This is a genomic window from Pseudoalteromonas sp. P1-8 (genome assembly GCF_001399985.1).
GTDB lineage: Bacteria > Pseudomonadota > Gammaproteobacteria > Enterobacterales > Alteromonadaceae > Pseudoalteromonas.
Map to the genome: position 1 here is coordinate 26,551 of NZ_LJSO01000005.1, position 19,590 is coordinate 46,140.

General features: G+C 39.6%; 17 protein-coding genes. 10 read left to right on the forward strand and 7 right to left on the reverse strand.

Annotated elements, in window-relative coordinates:
• Positions 1 to 123: 123 nt before the first annotated feature.
• The 4 genes from fldA to AN213_RS08650 form a co-directional block, all read right to left on the reverse strand.
• Entirely contained in the window at positions 124 to 651 is a 528-nt protein-coding gene (gene fldA, locus AN213_RS08635; RefSeq protein WP_054553928.1) for a flavodoxin FldA, read from the reverse strand.
• A gap of 14 nt (positions 652 to 665) precedes the next feature.
• Positions 666 to 944, reverse strand: coding sequence for a LexA regulated protein (ybfE, locus tag AN213_RS08640; protein ID WP_004586673.1), 279 nt, complete (start codon positions 942 to 944; stop codon positions 666 to 668).
• Positions 945 to 946: 2 nt separating this feature from the next.
• Positions 947 to 1,168, reverse strand: a complete 222-nt coding sequence (locus AN213_RS08645) for a DUF2788 domain-containing protein (protein ID WP_036968243.1) — start codon at positions 1,166 to 1,168, stop codon at positions 947 to 949.
• Positions 1,169 to 1,267: 99 nt separating this feature from the next.
• Positions 1,268 to 2,032 carry an alpha/beta fold hydrolase gene (locus AN213_RS08650; protein ID WP_055198344.1) on the reverse strand — a complete coding sequence of 255 codons (765 nt, stop codon included), beginning with the start codon at positions 2,030 to 2,032 and terminating at the stop codon, positions 1,268 to 1,270.
• A gap of 131 nt (positions 2,033 to 2,163) precedes the next feature.
• Here AN213_RS08650 and seqA point away from each other — a divergent pair, with 131 nt between their 5' ends.
• The 6 genes from seqA (at position 2,164) to AN213_RS08680 (ending at position 9,597) form a co-directional block, all read left to right on the forward strand.
• The gene (seqA, locus tag AN213_RS08655; RefSeq protein ID WP_054561421.1) at positions 2,164 to 2,766 is read left to right on the forward strand and encodes a replication initiation negative regulator SeqA; all 603 of its coding nucleotides are present in this window, start codon (positions 2,164 to 2,166) and stop codon (positions 2,764 to 2,766) included.
• A 16-nt stretch (positions 2,767 to 2,782) separates the two neighbouring features.
• Positions 2,783 to 4,420 carry a phosphoglucomutase (alpha-D-glucose-1,6-bisphosphate-dependent) gene (pgm, locus tag AN213_RS08660; RefSeq protein ID WP_054561422.1) on the forward strand — a complete coding sequence of 546 codons (1,638 nt, stop codon included), beginning with the start codon at positions 2,783 to 2,785 and terminating at the stop codon, positions 4,418 to 4,420.
• A 79-nt stretch (positions 4,421 to 4,499) separates the two neighbouring features.
• Positions 4,500 to 5,555 (forward strand): succinylglutamate desuccinylase, encoded by a 1,056-nt coding sequence (gene astE / locus AN213_RS08665; RefSeq protein WP_055198346.1) that lies wholly within the window; start codon positions 4,500 to 4,502, stop codon positions 5,553 to 5,555.
• 270 nt (positions 5,556 to 5,825) lie between these two features.
• A complete protein-coding gene (locus AN213_RS08670; RefSeq protein WP_054561424.1) occupies positions 5,826 to 7,040 on the forward strand; it encodes a thiamine pyrophosphate-dependent dehydrogenase E1 component subunit alpha in 1,215 nt (404 codons plus the stop codon).
• Positions 7,040 to 8,017 (forward strand): alpha-ketoacid dehydrogenase subunit beta, encoded by a 978-nt coding sequence (locus AN213_RS08675; RefSeq protein ID WP_054561425.1) that lies wholly within the window; start codon positions 7,040 to 7,042, stop codon positions 8,015 to 8,017. The genes AN213_RS08670 and AN213_RS08675 overlap by 1 nt, the downstream gene beginning before the upstream one ends.
• Positions 8,018 to 8,025: 8 nt before the next feature.
• Complete coding sequence (locus AN213_RS08680) at positions 8,026 to 9,597, forward strand: dihydrolipoyllysine-residue acetyltransferase (protein WP_055198348.1); 1,572 nt, start codon at positions 8,026 to 8,028, stop codon at positions 9,595 to 9,597.
• Positions 9,598 to 9,657: 60 nt separating this feature from the next.
• Here the strand turns inward: AN213_RS08680 and AN213_RS08685 are convergent, their stop codons facing one another.
• The gene (locus AN213_RS08685; RefSeq protein WP_055198350.1) at positions 9,658 to 10,830 is read right to left on the reverse strand and encodes a putative manganese transporter; all 1,173 of its coding nucleotides are present in this window, start codon (positions 10,828 to 10,830) and stop codon (positions 9,658 to 9,660) included.
• Positions 10,831 to 10,901: 71 nt separating this feature from the next.
• Positions 10,902 to 12,527: a M28 family metallopeptidase gene (locus tag AN213_RS08690; protein ID WP_055198352.1), complete on the reverse strand. Its 1,626-nt coding sequence runs from the start codon at positions 12,525 to 12,527 to the stop codon at positions 10,902 to 10,904.
• Positions 12,528 to 12,637: 110 nt separating this feature from the next.
• On the opposite strand from AN213_RS08690, the gene AN213_RS08695 reads away from it, so the two are divergent.
• The 4 genes from AN213_RS08695 (at position 12,638) to AN213_RS08710 (ending at position 18,647) form a co-directional block, all read left to right on the forward strand.
• Positions 12,638 to 13,450, forward strand: coding sequence for a DUF3025 domain-containing protein (locus AN213_RS08695; RefSeq protein WP_055021818.1), 813 nt, complete (start codon positions 12,638 to 12,640; stop codon positions 13,448 to 13,450).
• A complete protein-coding gene (locus AN213_RS08700; protein ID WP_054561430.1) occupies positions 13,447 to 14,235 on the forward strand; it encodes an ABC transporter ATP-binding protein in 789 nt (262 codons plus the stop codon). The genes AN213_RS08695 and AN213_RS08700 overlap by 4 nt, the downstream gene beginning before the upstream one ends.
• A complete protein-coding gene (locus AN213_RS08705) occupies positions 14,228 to 15,436 on the forward strand; it encodes an ABC transporter permease (protein WP_055198354.1) in 1,209 nt (402 codons plus the stop codon). Before AN213_RS08700 ends, AN213_RS08705 begins: the two co-directional genes overlap by 8 nt.
• Before the next feature lie 172 nt (positions 15,437 to 15,608).
• The gene (locus AN213_RS08710) at positions 15,609 to 18,647 is read left to right on the forward strand and encodes an ATP-binding protein (RefSeq protein WP_055198356.1); all 3,039 of its coding nucleotides are present in this window, start codon (positions 15,609 to 15,611) and stop codon (positions 18,645 to 18,647) included.
• Here AN213_RS08710 and AN213_RS08715 read toward each other — a convergent pair.
• The gene (locus tag AN213_RS08715; RefSeq protein WP_054561432.1) at positions 18,644 to 19,477 is read right to left on the reverse strand and encodes a UDP-2,3-diacylglucosamine diphosphatase; all 834 of its coding nucleotides are present in this window, start codon (positions 19,475 to 19,477) and stop codon (positions 18,644 to 18,646) included. The genes AN213_RS08710 and AN213_RS08715 overlap by 4 nt on opposite strands.
• Positions 19,478 to 19,590: the final 113 nt, after the last annotated feature.

The following is a 19,590-nucleotide window of genomic DNA, read 5'->3' on the forward strand; positions in this document are numbered from 1 at the left end:
ATTAGAATAACGTGCCTAGTTACTAAGTGCAAAGAACAATTCGTCTATTTGCCGGTTTTTCAAACAAAAATGAACTGGTTGTGCATCTTTACATCAGCTAGTAAATGCGAGTAGTACTTGTTATTAATCAGCAAGTTCCGCTAAACACATTTCGTCATAAACCTGAGCACACCAGTCTTTAACACGCTTTTCAGTAAGCTCTGGTTGACGGTCTTCATCAATACCAAGGCCGACAAAGTTGCTGTCATCTACTAGTGCTTTTGAAGCTTCAAAATCGTAGCCTTCAGTTGACCAATGACCCACTACGATTGCGCCACGCTCAGTAACGATATCGTTGATCATGCCCATTGCATCTAAGAAGTATTCTGCATAGTCTTCTTGGTCACCGCAGCCGAAAATAGCAACAAGTTTACCTTCGAAGTCAACTTCTTCTAATTCAGGGAAGAAATCATCCCAGTCACATTGAGCTTCACCGTAGTACCAAGTTGGAATACCGAATAACAATAAATCGAATTCAGCAATCTCTTCTTTAGAACTTTTTGCAATGTCGTGAACCGCTACTAGCTTTTTACCTAATTCTTTTTGAATCATTTTAGCTACGTGTTCAGTATTGCCTGTGTCACTTCCGAAAAAAATACCTACGCTTGACATGGATTTAAAACCTTCTATCTATCAATAGCCAATCTTTCTTGTAAAATTGTTTCAATCAACGCGCTACGGCTAATATTCTGCGCATCTGCCATATCGCTTAATGCTTGATATAACTGTGATGAAACCTTAAATTCTACACGCTTTAAACCACGTGCTTTATCTCGCTTTATTTGATTACGTTTATTTACTTTTAATTGCATATCGCGAGGTAGGGGATTTGTTTTCGGCCTACCTGGACGCTTTTCGTATTCAAATAAATCGGGTGTTGTTCTATCTGTTTCTGACTTTGCCATGTCTAGCCCACACCTGCGCCTTGCCAGAAGACTTGAATAAGTCCTTTCGCTATAAACCCAGAACAGCCTAAAAATAGCACTAACCAAACGATGTATCGGCCAAATCGTGGTACATCACCTTTTTTAAGGACGTCTTGAATTGCCATTCCAATAAAAAAGAAAATACCGGCTAAGCCAAAATACAACCCTAAGGTATCAAATTCGTTAATTAACTGACTGACCATCAACGTATAAACCTTTAAATTAAACGGCGCGTACTATAGCACACAAATTTGTAATAATTTAGTGCGCACGATCAAAAACAGCGAATTTTATCAGCCCAATTAATGAGCTAAAAAATCGCTGATTGCTTTATTTACAGCAAGTGGTTTTTGGGCATGTAGCCAGTGACCTGCACCATGAATAATTTTTGCTTTTGCATTAGGGAATAACGCCATAATAACAGGGCGGTGTTCTGCTAAAATGTAGTCAGAATCATTACCTTTAATGAATAAAGTATCACATAAACAAGAATCATTTTCACTAACTTGCGCTAAAATATTTTCATATTGCTGGTATAAAACAGCTAAATTAAAGCGCCATTGATAGTGACCTTGATCATTTTTAGCAAAGCTTTTTAATAAAAACTGACGTACGCCCATTTCATCAATGTGCTTGGTAAGTATTTCATCAGCCGCTTTTCTATCTGTGATATTAGACTGTGCAACTTCGTTTAGGCCTGCAAAAATAGCGCTGTGACGAGGGTTATTAGCAACAGGAGAAATATCTAACACTACAAGCTTATCGATAAGTGCAGAGTGATTAAGTGCTAATTGCATGGCCACTTTGCCACCCATTGAATGACCTATGATGTGCGCTTTACTAATATTTAGATGTTCAAGTAACTCACTGACATCTTCAGCCATAGCGTGATAATTCATGGTATTGCTATGGAATGATTTACCGTGGTTACGTAAATCAATATTTGTTACACGATAATTTTCAGCTAATGCTTTTGCGATTACATTGAGGTTTTCAAGTGAGCCAAACAAACCGTGGATCAATACAACGTCTGAACCTTGACCCATTTGTTGGTAGTTTAATAGCATTTTCAACTCCTAATTTTAATGGCAGTATTTTGCCTAGTGAAATTACAAAATGCAAAACATAGAGAATTGCTGCGAGCTTAGGTATAATCATTGAGAACTTTTAAAATGTGACCCGTAAAGACAGGAATAACATGAAAAAAATCGACATAGACGACGAGTTATATCAATACATTGCAAGCAACACGCAAAGTATTGGTGAAAGTGCATCAACCATTTTGCGTCGTTTATTAAACCTCTCTGATGGCGCCAATGCCCCAGTTGAAACAACTACTAAAACTGAACAAGAAACCCCAGTTGTTGAAGTACAAGAACAAGCAGAACAAGAAACAAGCCCTGAACCAAGCGACGAAAATGTTGAAGAGGCTGCACAAACTGTCACAGCATCGACACAAGTGAAAGGTAATGTGTTTAATGTATTAAACAAAGAAGAGCTAGCAATGCAAAAAGGTGTTGTTGGTCGATTCTTATTTATACTAGCTGCTTTATATAGAACGCATAAAAAAGATTTTGTTAACGTGCTTGAAATTAAAGGCCGTGACCGTGTTTATTTTGCCACTAGCAAAGAAGCACTACTGGAAAGCGGTAGCAGCATGAATCCAAAAAATATCACTGATACTGAGTATTGGGTGATGACAAATTCAAATACAACCAGAAAAAAAATGATGCTTCACGAAGTTGCACTGTGCTTAGGTTACAGTGCGGATGAAGCAGAAAAAATTCGTGATTACTTATAATCCATAAGGAAATAATATGGCGATTCATCCAGATGCAGGTAAACCTGCACCGCAATCAAGCTTAGTGAATGTACCAAAACTGATCTCGGCTTATTACTTAAATGAACCTGACCTAGAACAAAACCCAGAGCATTGTGTTGCTTTTGGGACGTCTGGCCATCGTGGTTGTTCGTTCGATGTAAAATTTAATGAATCGCATATTTTAGCGATCACTCAAGCAATTTGTGATTACCGTAAAGAAAACAATATTTTTGGTCCACTTTTCTTAGGTAAAGATACACATGCATTGAGTGAAGCGGCTTTTAACTCTGCTATTGAAGTACTTGTTGCAAACGAAGTGCAAGTCATTGCACAAGAAAATGACGATTACACGCCAACGCCGGTAATCAGTCATGCTGTTGTTTGCCATAACAAAGAAAACCCAAATGAACTTGCTGATGGTATTGTGGTAACTCCTTCACATAATCCGCCAGAAGACGGTGGTTTTAAATATAACCCGCCAAATGGTGGACCTGCAGATACTGATGTGACTAAGTGGATTGAAGACAGAGCAAATCAATTACTATTAGAAGACTTAGTTGAAGTAGAGTTATTTCCATATGCTAAAGCATCACGTTCTGGTTTTATTAAGTACCAAGACTTAATTACCCCTTATGTTGATGACTTAGTTAATATCGTTAATCTAAAAGCAATTAGCGATGCGAAAATCAAAATTGGTGTTGATCCACTTGGTGGTTCTGGTATCAACTTTTGGCCAGTCATTGCAGAAAAATATAATTTAGACTTAACGGTCGTAAATGAGTCTGTTGACCCAACATTTTCGTTCATGCCTTTAGATAAAGACGGCAAAATCCGTATGGATTGCTCTTCTCCTTATGCAATGACAAACCTTATTGCATTAAAAGATGACTATGATATCGGTATTGGTAACGACCCTGATTATGACCGCCATGGTATTGTTACGCCTGACGGTTTAATGAATCCAAATCACTTTTTAGCAGTTGCGATTGACTACTTATTAAATAACCGCGAATGGTCAAAAGATGTCGCAATTGGTAAAACACTGGTATCAAGCGGCATGATTGATAAAGTTGTTGCACGTAATAACCGTGAAGTAAAAGAAGTACCGGTAGGCTTTAAATGGTTTGTAGAAGGTCTAAGCAAAGGTACCCTTGCTTTTGGTGGTGAAGAAAGTGCAGGGGCGTCATTCTTACGTTTTGATGGAACAGTTTGGAACACTGATAAAGATGGTTTCATCTTAGGTCTACTTGCTGCTGAAATTTTAGCTGTAACAGGTAAAACACCTTCACAGCTTTATAAAGAACTTGAACAAGAGTTCGGTGCGCCTATTTATAAACGTATTGATGCGCCAGCTAGTGCTGAGCAAAAATCACGTTTAAAAGCGTTATCAGCTGATGATGTAACTGCAAGTACATTAGCGGGTGATGCTATTACGCAAAAATTAACCCATGCCCCTGGTAATAACGCTGCTATCGGCGGTTTAAAAGTTGTTACTGAAAACGGTTGGTTTGCTGCACGCCCATCTGGCACTGAAGACATTTATAAAATTTACCTTGAATCATTCAAAGGTGAAGAACATCTAGCATTATTAGAAAAAGAAGCGAAAAAGCTGGTTGATTCAGTAATTAGCTAATTTCTTTTTTACCTATTAAAACGGCTGAGATTCTCAGCCGTTTTTGTATTCTACTCTCACGCATTTTTAGGATAGAACAATGAGCTATTCAACTCCTTCATATCTCGAAGAATTAAAAAGTACTGCCGACTTTTTAACCTTGACCCGCAACAATGAATTTTCACTAGAACCTTGTGCATTTACCCTTACAAACGGTACTGATGTCACTGTTCACGACACGGGTATCATTGAGTTTCAACCTGCACAGCAAACAAACAAAGATATTGTACTTTCAAGTGCGGTACATGGTAACGAAACTGCGCCAATTGAAATTTGCGATCAATTAATCAAGTCAATCATTACAGAACAACTTACCTTGAAGCAGCGTGTACTGTTTATTTATGGTAATCCTAAATCTATTAATATCGGTAAGCGTTTTGTAGATGAAAACTTAAACCGTTTGTTTAATGGTCATCATACTGTTGAAGGCATTGCTTCTAACCCTGAGCGAGTTCGTGCAAAGCTACTTGAAGACGTGGTTACTGATTTCTTTGCTAGAGGCAACCAAGACAGTGAGCGTTTTCATTATGATCTTCACACTGCAATTCGTGGCTCTAAAAATGAAAAGTTTGCAGTGTATCCTTTCTTACATGGTAAACCGTGGAAAAAATCACAACTGCAATTTTTACTTAGCTGTGGCGTAAACACGGTACTAATGATGAAATCAGCGGCAACTACCTTCAGTTACTACTCGTCGTTTGTACATGGAGCTGACTCATTTACGGTAGAACTTGGCCAAGTAAAACCATTTGGCGAAAATGACATGTCGCGATTTGAGAAAACCAAACAAACCTTAACTGCATTAATTAGTCAAGAATCTGTTGAATATAAAGAATTCAATGCAGAGGATTTCGAGTTGTTTTCAGTATATAGAACAATAAACCGTACTTGCGAAGACTTTAGTTTTCCATTTGCTGATGATGTGGAAAATTTCACCGGTTTCGCAAAGGGTGAATTAATGGCAGTTGATGGTCAGACCAGATATGAAGCGGAAGTAGATGGTGAAGCTATTATCTTCCCAAACGCTGATGTAGCCTTAGGTCAGCGCGCTTTGCTTACAGTTATTCCAATGCAAGTTGATAGCAACTTTATTTAAAATCTCTGCATTAACACCCATCTATATTTAGTTAACTATATGACTATAAAGAACTTATCTTGTTGTATAGTTAACTTTCCATGCGTTTTTAGCCATTTGTCATCTATTCGTCTATGATTAGTTGAATAACAACTTACGTTAACGTAAAGTGACGGCAGTTTAATTTAATTAGATTGAATATTGCGCAAACTTTATCCTTACAGCTCATGCTGATTAAAAATATAATTAAGGGCAGTAGCGTAGGTTTCTGACAACGAAAGAAGGTAGGTTATGAGTAATCCAAATAACGTATCGCTAAACATTAATCATGAACTGTCATTTATTGATGGTCACGCATTAACGATTCCTACATTAAGTATTCTTAATGAGGAAGGCGACATCTACGAAGGTGCAACCGCACCTGATATCGACAAAGCAACGGCAATCCGCCTATATGAAACAATGCGTTTTATTAGAGCACTTGATGAGCGTATGCAAGCAGCACAGCGTCAAGGCCGTGTTAGCTTTTATATGCAATGTCTAGGCGAAGAAGCGGCTGTAACAGCATCAGCTGCAGCGCTTGATCAAAACGATATGATCATGGCCCAATACCGTGAGCAAGCAGCTTTACGTTATCGTGGTTTTAGCCTTGACCAATTCATGAATCAAATGTTCTCAAATGAAAAAGATTTGGGTAAAGGTCGTCAAATGCCAATTCACTATGGCTCACGCGAACTTAACTACATGACTATTTCATCACCGCTTGGTACACAAATTCCGCAAGCAACAGGTTATGCATATGGCCAAAAAGTTCGTCATATTGATGCCCAAACAGGTGAGTTAAACAGCACTATTGATAACATCACTATTTGTTACTTTGGTGAAGGCGCTGCATCTGAAGGTGATTTCCATGCTGGTTTAAATATGGCCGCAGTTCATGAAGCACCGGTAATTTTCTTTGCCCGTAACAATGGTTATGCGATTTCTACACCTGCTGACGAGCAATTTAAAGGTGATGGTATTGCATCACGTGGTGTTGGCTATGGCATTAAAACAATCCGTGTTGACGGTGCTGATGCACTTGCTGTTTATGCAGCAACGAAAAAAGCCCGTGAAATTGCGACTACCAAAGGTGAACCTGTTTTAATTGAATCGATTGCCTATCGTCTAGGCGCTCACTCAACCAGTGACGATCCAAGCGGTTACCGTACAAAAGATGAAGAAGCAAAACATAAAGGCTGTCCAATCGAGCGTTTCCGTAAGTGGCTATTAAAGCAAGGTTGGTTAGACGAAGCGCAAGACGCAAAAGACAAAGAAACTATTCGTGAAGAAATTTTAGCAGCCCTTAAACGCGCTGAAAAAGTTGAAAAGCCAGCATTAGAAGACCTTATTTCTGATGTTTATGATAAGCCAATCCCATCACTGCAAAAACAATATGAAGAACTAAAAGAGCACATTTTGCAGCATCCTGATGCTTATCCAACAACTGCAGGGAGATTAAAGTAATGGCTAAAATGAACATGCTTCATGCAATTAACTCTGCCCTTGATATCACCATGGCAGAGCATCCAAATGCATGTATTTTCGGTGAAGACGTTGGTTATTTTGGTGGTGTATTCCGTGCTACATCTGGCTTACAAGAAAAATATGGTAAGCATCGTGTGTTCAATACACCGTTAACTGAGCAAGGTATTTTAGGTTTTGCTAATGGTTTAGCGGCGTTTGGTGCCCCTGCATTAGCTGAAATTCAGTTTGCAGATTATATTTTCCCTGCATTTGACCAAATCGTGAATGAATCAGCTAAGTTCCGTTACCGTAGTGGTAATGAATTTAATGTTGGCAATCTAACAATTCGTACACCGTACGGTGGTGGTATTGCAGGCGGCTTATATCACTCACAATCACCAGAAGCTTATTTTGCTCACACACCGGGTTTAAAGTTGGTGGTGCCACGTAACCCATACCAAGCAAAAGGTTTGCTTCGTGCATCGATTAAAGATGATAACCCTGTTATTTTCTTTGAGCCGAAACGTTTGTACCGTGCATCAACAGGTGAAGTTCCAGAAGAAGATTACAGCATCGAGCTCGGTAAAGCTGAAATCGTGCAAGAAGGTACTGATGTCACTGTACTTGCTTGGGGTGCTCAGATGGAAATTATCGAAGACGCCGCTAAAAAAGCTGCAGAGCAAGGTATTAGTTGTGAAGTGATCGACTTACGTACCATTTTACCATGGGATGTTGAGACCATTGCTCAATCAGTGACTAAAACAGGCCGTTTAGTGGTAAGCCACGAGGCACCAATCACGAATGGTTTTGGTGCGGAAATCGTTGCAACAATTCAACAAGAGTGTTTCTTACACCTTGAATCGCCAATTGCTCGCGTGTGTGGTTTAGATACGCCATACCCATTAGCACTTGAAAAAGAATATGTGCCGGATGCACTTAAAGTGCTTGCTGCGATTAAGCAATCAGTAGAGTTTTAGGAGTCAGTATGTCTAAAGATTTTATCTTGCCAGATATCGGCGAAGGCATCGTAGAGTGTGAAATTGTTGAATGGTTAGTTGCAGAAGGCGATTCTGTAAAAGAAGACCAGCCTATTTGTGATGTTATGACCGACAAGGCGCTTGTGCAAATTCCTGCTGTTCATGATGGTGTGATCAGTAAGCTTTATTATGCAAAAGGGGATATTGCGAAAGTACATGCACCATTATTTGCAATGGATGTTGATGGCGAAGCACCAACACAAAGCGAAGAAGTGCAAGCTCCTGCAACTCCAACTGAAGCATCATCTGAGGCGGGTGAGCACTTAGAAGATTTCATTTTACCAGATATCGGTGAAGGTATCGTTGAGTGTGAAATCGTTGAGTGGTTAGTGAGTGAAGGCGATGAAATCGTAGAAGACCAAGCTGTGTGTGATGTAATGACAGACAAAGCATTGGTGCAAATTCCGGCTAAATACACAGGTAAAGTTGAAAAGCTTTATTATCAAAAAGGTGATATTGCAGCGGTTCACAGCCCATTATTCCAAATGAGCATTGCAGGCCAAAGTGCAGAGCCAGATGTAAGTTCTGCGGTAGTTAAAGCACAAACAAATGCAGCAACTAAACCTTCGCAGAAGTCTGCGACTTCAGCAAACTCTAGCAAACAACTGAATAAGAAAGCTGTTGCTTCACCTGCTGTTCGTCGTAAAGCCCGCGAACTTGATGTTGATTTAACACAAGTGCCAGGCTCTGGTAAAAATGGCCGTATTTATAAGCAAGATATCGAAGATTTCTTGAATGAAACACCAAGCCAAGCAGCATCACAACAAACTGCGCCAAAAGCGGCAGAGCCTGTCTCAACTGTGGCGTCTTCTAGTGGCAATCGCGTAGAGCCTATTAAAGGCATTAAAGCGGCAATGGCTAAGCAAATGGTTGCTTCAGTTTCGACAATTCCTCACTTTACTTTCTGTGATGAAATTGACCTAACTAAACTAATTGCAATGCGCAGTGAGCTTAAAGAGCAGTATAAGCAACAGGGCGTTAAGCTCACTATGATGCCGTTCTTTATCAAAGCACTGTCGTTAGCGATTAAGCAATTCCCAGTACTAAACTCGCAAGTAAATGATGATTGCAGTGAGCTAACTTACTTTGATGATCATAACATCGGTATGGCGGTTGATTCTAAGATTGGTTTACTCGTACCAAACATTAAATCATGTCAGTCAAAGAGTATCGTAGATGTTGCAAACGAAGTGACTCGTTTAACTGAAGCAGCACGTGATGGTCGTGTTTCACCGGATGATTTGAAAGGCGGCACTATTAGCATTTCTAACATCGGTGCGATTGGCGGCACAATTGCAACCCCGATCATCAATAAACCTGAGGTAGCTATTGTTGCTTTAGGCAAACTGCAGCATTTACCTCGCTTTGATGCACAAGGCAATGTCGTTTCAGCTGCTATTATGCAAGTAAGCTGGTCTGGAGACCACCGAGTGATTGATGGCGGTACAATTGCCCGTTTCAATAACTTATGGAAGTCTTACTTAGAAGACCCTGCAAAAATGATGATGGCGATGAGCTAACATTAGTAAGCATTAAAAAACCAGCCTCGGCTGGTTTTTTTATTGTAAATTTTGTATTTGCTATATGCTGTAAAAATACAATCCATAACCGAGTAACAGCGCAGGTATTGTTGAATACACTGTCGCGATTAAGGCCGCTTTTGGTGCTAATGCGATAGCTGGAAATAGGGCATCGCCGTCATTTGAAATTGCATTGGCTGCCATCGCACTAAATGGAATAATACCTTGAATATAGAGTGTCATTACGACGATTTGTGGCCCGCAGCCAGGTAATAAACCAATAGCCACAGCCACCAGCGGTGCAAGATAAGCATACTCAGAAAACCAGGCTGTTAAATCAACACCGACTAGATTAACGAGAATTTCAAACAGCATAAAACTGGCAACAACCCAGGCAGTAACAAAGTGTGTGTCCATTAATACTTTCGTGAGCTTTGAGGGAGGTGTGCAAGGCGCTTCTTCACTGGTTACTTGCTTATAACTGCTGCCTTTAGAAGACAGAGACCACACAACCACGGTGAATAGCGCCATGATTGAGCCAAACAGGGTGACGCCAGTATTAACGCTTTGACTAAATTCGCTAAGGTCAGAATTAGTAGCTATGACAGAAGCAATAATCAAGCTTGGTACTAGGGTAAACTTCCAAATAGGGCGACTAAATTTCAAAGCGCTTGGTTGGCATTGTGGCTGCTCAGTATATTCACTTGCTTCGTCAGGTTGAAATTTATCTGGGCTATGAAATGTATTAACTATCTGACCGCTAATAATACCTACAGCAACACCGATTAACATCATTAATAAACCATCAAGCGGGCGGGTTGCTAACAGTAAAAAGGCGGCATCGCCCATGGTTGCGGTTAAGACAGCAACAACAGAGCCAAAGCTAGCCTGCTTTTTAGTAAATTGGGTTACCACAATAATGGCACCCCCACAGCCAGGCAAAGCACCTAAAATAGATGCAAAGCTCACCTCTAGAATGCCTGATTTAGCACGTAAATAGCTAAGCTGTAATTGAGGAAGTCGATCAATAAGGTAGTAATAGATTAATAAGGTGGCTGCAACAAATACAGATACTTGAAAAAAAGCATCACTCAGCGCTTGTAGGGTGAATTCTCGGCTTGCAGGTACCGCTAAAGAAATCAGTAATAAAAGGGGTAAAATTAAGCGTTTATTGTCCGTAATGTAACACCTCGCTTTATTAGGAATAAACCTCGTTTGTGTTAGTGAGAGCATACAGTGCAACCTAAAAATTAATCAGGTTACACTGTATTACGATTTTAAATGAAAATCAATCTCATTTGCATCTATTTGCGTTGGAACTCAGAAGTGGCATTCCAGGTCGGCCACTCTTTACGTTCTGAGATATCAAAACCTACTTGATAGAATAACTGAAGGTCCTGAACGGCACCTGATAAATCCCATTCATCACGGTAACGGTCGCAAGGCTGATGATAACAACCACGTAGCACTAAGCTCATACGCTTACGGTAATTTGCCGTTTCTTCGTCAAGAGCTTCACTACCACCACCGGCATACATTGCTGGTACACCCATGTTTGCAAATGCAAAGTGATCAGAGCGGTAGTAACCACCTGAAGACGGTTTAGGATCACCAGATACTGTACGACCTTGAGCTTTTGCAGCTGTTTCTAGCAGGCTATCCATTTCTGATTTGCCAATACCAACAACACTGATGTCTTTTACTTTACCTAATAGGTTTAAGCTATCCATATTTATGTTAGCAACCGTTTGTGCTGCTGGGATCACTGGGTTTGCAGCATAATATTTCGAGCCAAGTAAACCTTGTTCTTCAGCAGTAACTGCTAAGAAAGTCATTGAACGGCTAGGGTGCTCAGGTAAAGTAGCGAATGCTTCAGCAACTTCTATTAAACCAGCAGTACCCGTTGCATTATCATGGGCACCATTATAGATTTGGTCGCCTTTGCGGGTTTTATCAGTACCAAGGTGATCCCAGTGAGCTGAATAAATGATGTGCTCGTCTGGCTTTTCGCTACCCGGTAACGTCGCGATAAAGTTATACGAAATTGACTTTTTGATTGTGTTATTTACTTCAACACTTGCTGTTAGGTCGCCCATATCAACATGGTAAGCGCCTTTTGCCGCATTAGCTTTCATTGTATCGAAATCTAAGCCTGCTTTTGTGAAAAGCTCTTTAGCAACATCAGTTGTTACCCAGCCTTCAACAGCAACACGGTCCATGTTGTTATTTTCTTTTTGGAAACCAAATTGCTCACCGCTCCAAGAGTTTTCAACAACTGACCATGGGTAAGAAGCCGGTGCGGTTTCGTGAATGATAATCGCACCTGCTGCACCTTGACGGCTTGCTTCTTCATATTTGTATGTCCAACGACCGTAATAGGTCATGGCATCGCCGGTGAATAAATCAGGGTTTTTCGTCGCAAAACCAGGATCGTTTACCAGCATAACAACTGTTTTGCCTTTAACATCTAGGCCTTCGTAGTCGTTCCAGTTGTATTCTGGTGCATTAACACCGTAGCCAACGAATACTAATTCAGAATCTTTAATGCTTTGCTTAGCACTAATACGGCTGCTACCCATTACCATATCTTTTTTGTATTGGTAATCTTTGCCGCCAATGGTAAGTACCATGTCTGAATCAGCTTCTAGTGAAACAAGCGGTACTTCTTGTAAGAAGCTATCACCGTTACCCGGCTCAAAACCCAATGCTTTAAATTGGTCGGTTAAATAGGCAAGCGTTAGCTCTTCACCTTTAGATGATGGTGCACGGCCACCGAACTCATCAGAGGCAAGCACTTTAATGTGCTCTGCTAATTGCTCTGAATTAATGCTTTGATAGGCTTTTTCGACATCACTTGATGTGATACTTGTTGAAGCACAGCCCGCAAGGATGGCACTTGCAAGGACTGTCATTGGAAAATAGCGTTTCATAATAGCTCTTTTTTTGTTTTATGGTGGTATTAGTATATGAGGTTCTATTAATGAGAACCAGTTTTTACGGTAAACTACCCACAATACATCAAGAAGTTAAAAAATAAGCAATGAAACGATTTACTGCTCCCGAGCAATGGTCAACACAATACCTCACAACGGGTGCTTTTAGTGACCTAGCGACGCTATTTAATTTAGATAAACTGTCAGATTGGCCATCTTGCCAGTGGTTTAATCAATATCTAAATGCGAAAACTACACAGGGTAAAGCCATAACCTTTGTTGAAGATGAAAAGTTTGCTGATGAAACCCGTTATTATGAGCAAATCATATTTGAGACAGGGCAAGTACCAACAAGACAACAAAATTGGCATGACCTTTTTGGTGGCTTTATTTGGTGTTTATTTCCAAAAACCAAAGCGCTGATTAATCATCAGCATATCGAAGAAATTAAACTGCATGGTCTAAAAGAGCGTAGTAAACACCGAAATGCGCTTACTTTATTTGACGAATGCGGTGTGGTGCTGGCAATTACTGAGCAAAGCTGGCAGCAGCAATTACGCGACCACCAATGGCAGCAAGCCTTTGTAGAACAACGTGAACATTGGGGTAAAAGCATTAGGCCATTTATGTTTGGTCATGCTAACTACGAAATGCTCACTCAGCCGTATATTGGTTTAACGGGTAAAGCATTATTTGTAATTGTTCCTGATGACATATTTTGTAAAGATTTAAGCGAGCAATATGCGTATCTAGATCAACGTCTTTATGAGATGATAAAGCTTGATGATTGTTTGCGTGATAATAAAAACTTATCACCCTTACCCTTGTTAGGCGTACCAGGATGGTGGACTGACAATGAAGATCCAGAATTTTACAGTAACACTGATTACTTTAGACCGAAACGAAGGAAACGCACATGATTGAAGTGGCAGGGCTTAAAAAGAAGTTTAAGCTAACAAAAGATCATAAAAAAAATAAAACGGACAACGTAGACCCCCGTGAAGATAAAGAGTTTTTTCATTCTGTAAGAGACGTCAGCTTTCAATGTAACAAAGGTGAAGTACTCGGTTTACTCGGCCCAAATGGTGCCGGTAAAACAACCACCCTTAGAATGATTTCAACAGCCTTAAAACCAGATGAAGGCAGCATTACCATCTCTGGTCACGATATCGTTAAAAAGCCATTGGTTGGCCGCAAATCAATTGGATTTCTGTCAGGTAGTACCGGCTTATATGGGCGTTTAACAGTTAAAGAAAACGTTGAATACTTTGCCCGTTTACATGGCATGAGTAAAAAAGCGGTAGCCGCTCGTTGTGATGAGCTATTCACCTTACTTGATATGCACAGCTTTATTGATAAACGCGCCGAAAACCTTTCAACAGGTATGAAGCAAAAAGCCAATATTGCCCGTGCTGTTGTTCATCATCCTGATGTGGTTATTCTTGATGAGCCGACAACTGGTTTAGATATTATGACTACGCAAACCGTAATTAACTTTATTCGCGGCCTTAAAGAGCAGGGCACACCAGTTATTTTCTCAACGCACCATTTAGATGAAGTTGCCTTACTTTGTGACCGTGTTGCAGTGATAAACCAAGGAATTAGTTGTTTTGATGGCACCTTAGATGAGTTTAAACAAACAGGTCAAAGTGAAGAATTAAACCAAGCGTTTATGAATATTTTAACGGAGAGCCGTGATGTTTGAAGTATTTAAAAAGGAATTAAAAGAGCTATTACGTGACCGTAAAACATTGATATTCGTTGTTGCACTACCGGTTGCTATCTTCCCACTTTTATTTGCTGTTATGGCCTTTATTAGTTCACAAGCGGCGTTAGAGGCAGAACAAGAGGTCCATACTTACGCTATTATCAATGGCAATTACGCGCAAGAATTTACAGATAAGGTGTTTTACCATAAGAGCTTTGCTTTATATAAAGGCGACGAAACCTTTAATACGGTAGAAGATCTCACTAAAGCGGTAAAAGCAGGCACCATAGACATGGGTATCTATTTACCGTCAGACGCTAAGCAAACGTTAGATGATGCAAAGCAAAGCGAATGGCAAGTTGTGTATAACGACGCAAAAGCAATTAACTTCCTATTTGACCGTGTAAAAGAACTGGCAAAAGAATATGGCGATACGCTGCGTACAAACAAACTATTAAGCTTTGGTGTATCAGAAGAGCAACAAGCTGCCATTATCGAGCCTATTAAAGTTGTGAAGGTCGACACTGCAGATAAACGTGAAAATCTTGGCGAGAAAATAGGTGGGTTTATTCCTTATCTACTTATTCCTCTGGTATTGATGGGCGCAACGTATCCGGCGATTGATTTAGGAGCTGGGGAAAAAGAGCGCGGTACCCTCGAAACCCTTCTACTTACACCAATCACCCGTACACAGCTGGTGTTAGGTAAGTTTGTAACCTTACTTGCTTCTTCTATTGCAACAACCACCATTACTGTACTCAGTATGGGTGTATGGATATCAGTGGCCATTGCATTTGTAGATTTAGCAGTTGTTAAAAACGCATTTAGCTCTTTAACCGTATTAGATTTAGGGCTGATTTTTGTGTTGTTATTACCTATTGCCGCAATCTTCTCATCATTAGCGTTGGCTATTTCAATTTATGCGCGAACCTTTAAAGAAGCGCAAAACTACATGGCACCACTTAGCATGGGTGTAATTTTCCCAATTATGGTTGCCTTGATGCCAAATGTTGAACTGACGAGCAAAACTGCTTTTATTCCTGTTACAAATGTAGCTTTGGCAATCAAAGAAATTATTAAAGGTACAGTTGATTACACACTCGTGGGTTTAATTTTCTTAGCGACAGTGATTGTGGCAGGTGCATTACTCGCGTTTTGCGTTAAATGGTTTAATAAAGAAGATGTCTTATTTAGATAAGAGATACTGATTTTACCTAATAATAAAGCACCATTTTGGTGCTTTATTTGTTTGTAAGGCAAGCTAAGTACCTGCTAATCCTTATTAATTAATATATTTTCTGTATACTCCGCTTTTATTACTATTCTCTCCTATACTCTAAAGCAGAGTAGAAAAGAAGGCTTTCGATTCAATGGATTCTGGACATTCAGCGCATTTCTATCAACGTCACAAATTACCAATACTTGCTTTTTGTATTCTCTTGCTATTGGCTATTTTTGTAACTGTAAAGTATGAATACGACCTTAGAGAGGATGTGTTCAGCCGCACCTTTGAACAGATGCAAAGAGAGCTCGACACTAAAGAAAGTGTACTAAAAACAAGTTTAAGAGAGAATATTTCTGCACTTAACTTTTTAGATTCAACGCCGCCAGTGCTTGCAATTATGCGCGCAACCAATGATCAAAATATAGATCCCGTTTTAGGCACGCCTATCTCGGCATGGAAAGATCGCCTAGCTAAAATCTTTACTGGTTTTATGACAACAGATAAAGACTTAGCTCAGGCTCGTTATATCTACATTGCTGATAACGGCAAAGAGGTTGTACGCGTTGATAGTGTGAATAAACAGGTCTTTAGAATTAGTGAGGAGGACTTACAACACAAAGGCCAACGTGATTACATGCAAATTACGGCAAAGCTTGAAAATGGTCAAATCTACTTATCACCAATTAACTACAACCGCGAAAATGGTCGTTTACAACAGCCTTATACCAGCACATACCGGATTGCAAAGCTGGTGAAAGATAACGAAGGTAAGCCCTTTGCTGTTCTTATCCTCAATTATTATGCAGAAGATCTTATTAACAAGCTAACAAGCAAATCATCAGATAAATTCTCTGTTTATCTGTTAAATGCTCAACAACAATTTATCTATCATCCAGAGGAATCATACCGTTTTAGTTTTGAGTTAGATGATCCACATTATTGGTCAGAGGAATTTAGTGCCGACCTCAAAATTAGTTCAGTTGATTTTTTTGACGTAGTAAACCTACCTGAAAAACTTTATCTAGATAAAATTATTGAGTTTAAAGATGGTGTACATATGCAGCCGTTTACACTGGCTGTCTCTATAAGCACTGATACACTGCTGAATGAAATACATCAAAAACGATTAAGGTTTATTGGCATTTTATGCTTAATCATTTTAGTTGTGCTGATGTTATTTATAATCTATCAACGTGACATCAACAGAAAAATTGAGCTCAGTTTTCTAAAAGAAAAGAACAGTAAAATTATAGAAAACTCAACAGATGCCATTATTATGGTTCAGCCAAATGGTGTTATTTGTAATGCCAATGAAACGGCACAAACGTTTTTTGGTATAACAGAGCAAACCACCCATTTTGATACCTTGTTTAATTATAACGATGAAGATTTTCAAGGGATTGCACAAGCCATTAAAGAAGGGCAGCGGTGCTCGTTTGAAGCGGTTCACATCAGCGAGCTAAGCACACATTATTTCTCAATTACCATGACACCTGTTTTTGATGCAGCAAAACAGCAATATCAAATAGCGGCAATACTACGCAATATTGATTCACTTAAGTGCGCTCAACATCAACTAGAAAAGCTTAATGTGACATTAGAAGAAAAAGTGAAAAGCCGCACAGCCGAGCTCGAAAAGGCCACCGAAGAAGCATTAGCTGCAAGTAAAGCTAAAAGTGAATTTGTCGCCAATATCTCCCATGAAATCCGCACCCCGATGAATGGTGTACTTGGCATGCTCGAAATGCTTGAAGAAGAGCCATTATCTACTCAGCAAATGCAATACTTACATTATGCAAATACCAGCGCTAACTCATTGATGACACTGATTAATGACATTCTAGATTTTTCAAAAATTGAAGCTGGTAAACTTGATTTAGATAGTCACGAATTTGATGTCGTTTCAGTGTGCAGTGATTTAATAACATCGATGGCTGTTCAAGGTCAGAAAAAAGGTATTGAGATACTGTTCGATGCGCATGATATTACTCAGCGAACCGTGATGGGGGATAGCCACCGCTTAAAACAAATTCTCAATAATTTACTCAGTAATGCATTTAAGTTTACTCATAAAGGTCATGTTAGTTTAACGGTTAAGGAACAGCTGCATACAGATAAGTCGCTTTGCCTAAGCTTTGTAGTTGAAGATACAGGTATTGGTATTTCGAAAGAAAACCAAAGTAAATTGTTTGAAGTGTTTACTCAAGAGGACTCAAGTACAACACGCCATTATGGTGGCAGTGGTTTAGGCCTTTCAATAAGCCGAAAACTCGCTCAGTTGATGGGCGGTGATATTATCGTTGAAAGTGAAAAAGGAAAGGGCAGCCGCTTTTGTGCCAGTATCACAGTATCACTCAGTGCCTCATTAAAAGAGCAGGGGGCGATTACGGCTTTGAATAACAAACACGTTGGTTGTGCAGTTTTATATGATCTGCTTGGTCAAAACATAGAAACCCAATTAGAGAAAACTTGTCAGCCTCAGCCATCGAATGTTTCTCGATTAAGTGATATACCTGACAATGTTTTCAATGAGTTAGATTTACTTATCATTGACCATAAACACCCAGAACTAAACAATGTGTTGAGTTTTGCAAATAAATACTCCGACACCTGTGTATTAATTTTAGGTGTGATGGCATCACTTAAACAAAAAGAAACATTACCGAGCAATTGTACTGTTATTGCAAAACCTGTCACTCCTGATGAATTAGCCTATAAACTCGCTGTTTTATTTAATAACAATGATTCTGTTATTGAGCGTAAAAATACAGATACAAAAGAAATTATTGAGCTTGATTTAACATCTAGTTCAGTGCTTATCGTCGACGATAATATGATTAATATTGAGGTGAGCAAAGCAATCTTAAGAGATAGCTATGTTCATATTGAATCAGCCAGCGATGGTCTTGAAGCAATTGAGGTATTGAATAACAGCGAAACTCAATTTGATCTGATCTTAATGGATTGCCAAATGCCAAACTTAAATGGGTATGACTGTACCAAAGCAATCAGGCAGGGAAAAACAGGTGAGAAATACCAAGATGTGGTGATCATAGCCATGACCGCAAGCGCGATGGCTGGCGATAGAGAAAAATGCCTCAGTGTTGGTATGAACGACTATATCACCAAGCCAATTAAACAAGCCACATTGCGTAAAAAGCTCTCAATGTGGCTGAAGACTTAAGCGGCATCACGATCTTTATTAAATGCAGGTTTAGGCGTTAATGTACTAATATCAGCAGAGTGAATCACTTTTTGTGTTTCACTCCAGTGCAATAACTCAATACGGCCAGAGCTGTTTTCAACTAATGCAGTGCAGCTCTCAATCCAGTCGCCATCATTGCAATACAAAATTCCATCAACCACTTTAACGGCTGGGTGATGAATATGCCCACAAATGATGCCATCGACGGCTTGTTTTTTTGCTTCGTGGATTGCCGCTTTTTCAAATGCGTCAATTGCTTCACGTGCTTTATGCACTCGCGCTTTTATCCAAGAGGCCAATGACCAATAATTACCGCCAAATAAACGGCGAATGCGATTAGTCCAACGATTTAAAAAAAGTAAAAAGTCGTATCCTGCATCGCCCGCAATACTGATTAATTTGTTGTAGCGGGTTGCTGAATCAAAATCGTCGCCATGCAACAGTAAAAACCGTTTGTTAGCTTTTGTGGTATGGATATATTGTTTATGTACTTCAATACCGAATAATGAATCATTGGCATAATGGCGAAAGGTTTCGTCGTGGTTACCCGGTATATAGATCACTCGAGTGCCATCTTTCGCTTTTTGTTGAATAAGCGCTAATACATCATAATGACTAGGGTGCCAAAAGAACTGTCGTTTCATCGACCATAAATCGACAATATCACCGACCAAATACAGAACATCGCATTCAATCGCATTTAAAAAGTCTAGTAAATACTGCGCTTGGCAGTCTTTATAACCTAAGTGAACGTCGGAAATCCAAACGGCAGGATAGTGGGTTTTACTACTGCAAGTGGTGTTATTCATGGCATTTACTCATGGTGTAATAAAGTAAATGCTAGGCAGAATCAATGACAGTTAAAAGACGCTTTAGCGAAACATCTATGACAATTAATAAATACAAAAAAACCGCCGAAGCG

Excerpts from the sequence above, each read along its gene's own strand:
- AN213_RS08680 (WP_055198348.1), top strand. The coding sequence starts at position 8,026 with ATGTCTAAAGATTTTATCTTGCCAGATATCGGCGAAGGCATCGTAGAG.
- AN213_RS08645 (WP_036968243.1), bottom strand. The coding sequence starts at position 1,168 with ATGGTCAGTCAGTTAATTAACGAATTTGATACCTTAGGGTTGTATTTT.
- AN213_RS08715 (WP_054561432.1), bottom strand. The coding sequence starts at position 19,477 with ATGAATAACACCACTTGCAGTAGTAAAACCCACTATCCTGCCGTTTGG.
- AN213_RS08670 (WP_054561424.1), top strand. The coding sequence starts at position 5,826 with ATGAGTAATCCAAATAACGTATCGCTAAACATTAATCATGAACTGTCA.
- AN213_RS08700 (WP_054561430.1), top strand. The coding sequence starts at position 13,447 with ATGATTGAAGTGGCAGGGCTTAAAAAGAAGTTTAAGCTAACAAAAGAT.
- AN213_RS08710 (WP_055198356.1), top strand. The coding sequence starts at position 15,609 with ATGGATTCTGGACATTCAGCGCATTTCTATCAACGTCACAAATTACCA.
- seqA (WP_054561421.1), top strand. The coding sequence starts at position 2,164 with ATGAAAAAAATCGACATAGACGACGAGTTATATCAATACATTGCAAGC.
- ybfE (WP_004586673.1), bottom strand. The coding sequence starts at position 944 with ATGGCAAAGTCAGAAACAGATAGAACAACACCCGATTTATTTGAATAC.
- AN213_RS08685 (WP_055198350.1), bottom strand. The coding sequence starts at position 10,830 with ATGCTCTCACTAACACAAACGAGGTTTATTCCTAATAAAGCGAGGTGT.
- pgm (WP_054561422.1), top strand. The coding sequence starts at position 2,783 with ATGGCGATTCATCCAGATGCAGGTAAACCTGCACCGCAATCAAGCTTA.
- AN213_RS08650 (WP_055198344.1), bottom strand. The coding sequence starts at position 2,032 with ATGCTATTAAACTACCAACAAATGGGTCAAGGTTCAGACGTTGTATTG.
- AN213_RS08675 (WP_054561425.1), top strand. The coding sequence starts at position 7,040 with ATGGCTAAAATGAACATGCTTCATGCAATTAACTCTGCCCTTGATATC.
- fldA (WP_054553928.1), bottom strand. The coding sequence starts at position 651 with ATGTCAAGCGTAGGTATTTTTTTCGGAAGTGACACAGGCAATACTGAA.
- AN213_RS08690 (WP_055198352.1), bottom strand. The coding sequence starts at position 12,527 with ATGAAACGCTATTTTCCAATGACAGTCCTTGCAAGTGCCATCCTTGCG.
- AN213_RS08705 (WP_055198354.1), top strand. The coding sequence starts at position 14,228 with ATGTTTGAAGTATTTAAAAAGGAATTAAAAGAGCTATTACGTGACCGT.
- AN213_RS08695 (WP_055021818.1), top strand. The coding sequence starts at position 12,638 with ATGAAACGATTTACTGCTCCCGAGCAATGGTCAACACAATACCTCACA.
- astE (WP_055198346.1), top strand. The coding sequence starts at position 4,500 with ATGAGCTATTCAACTCCTTCATATCTCGAAGAATTAAAAAGTACTGCC.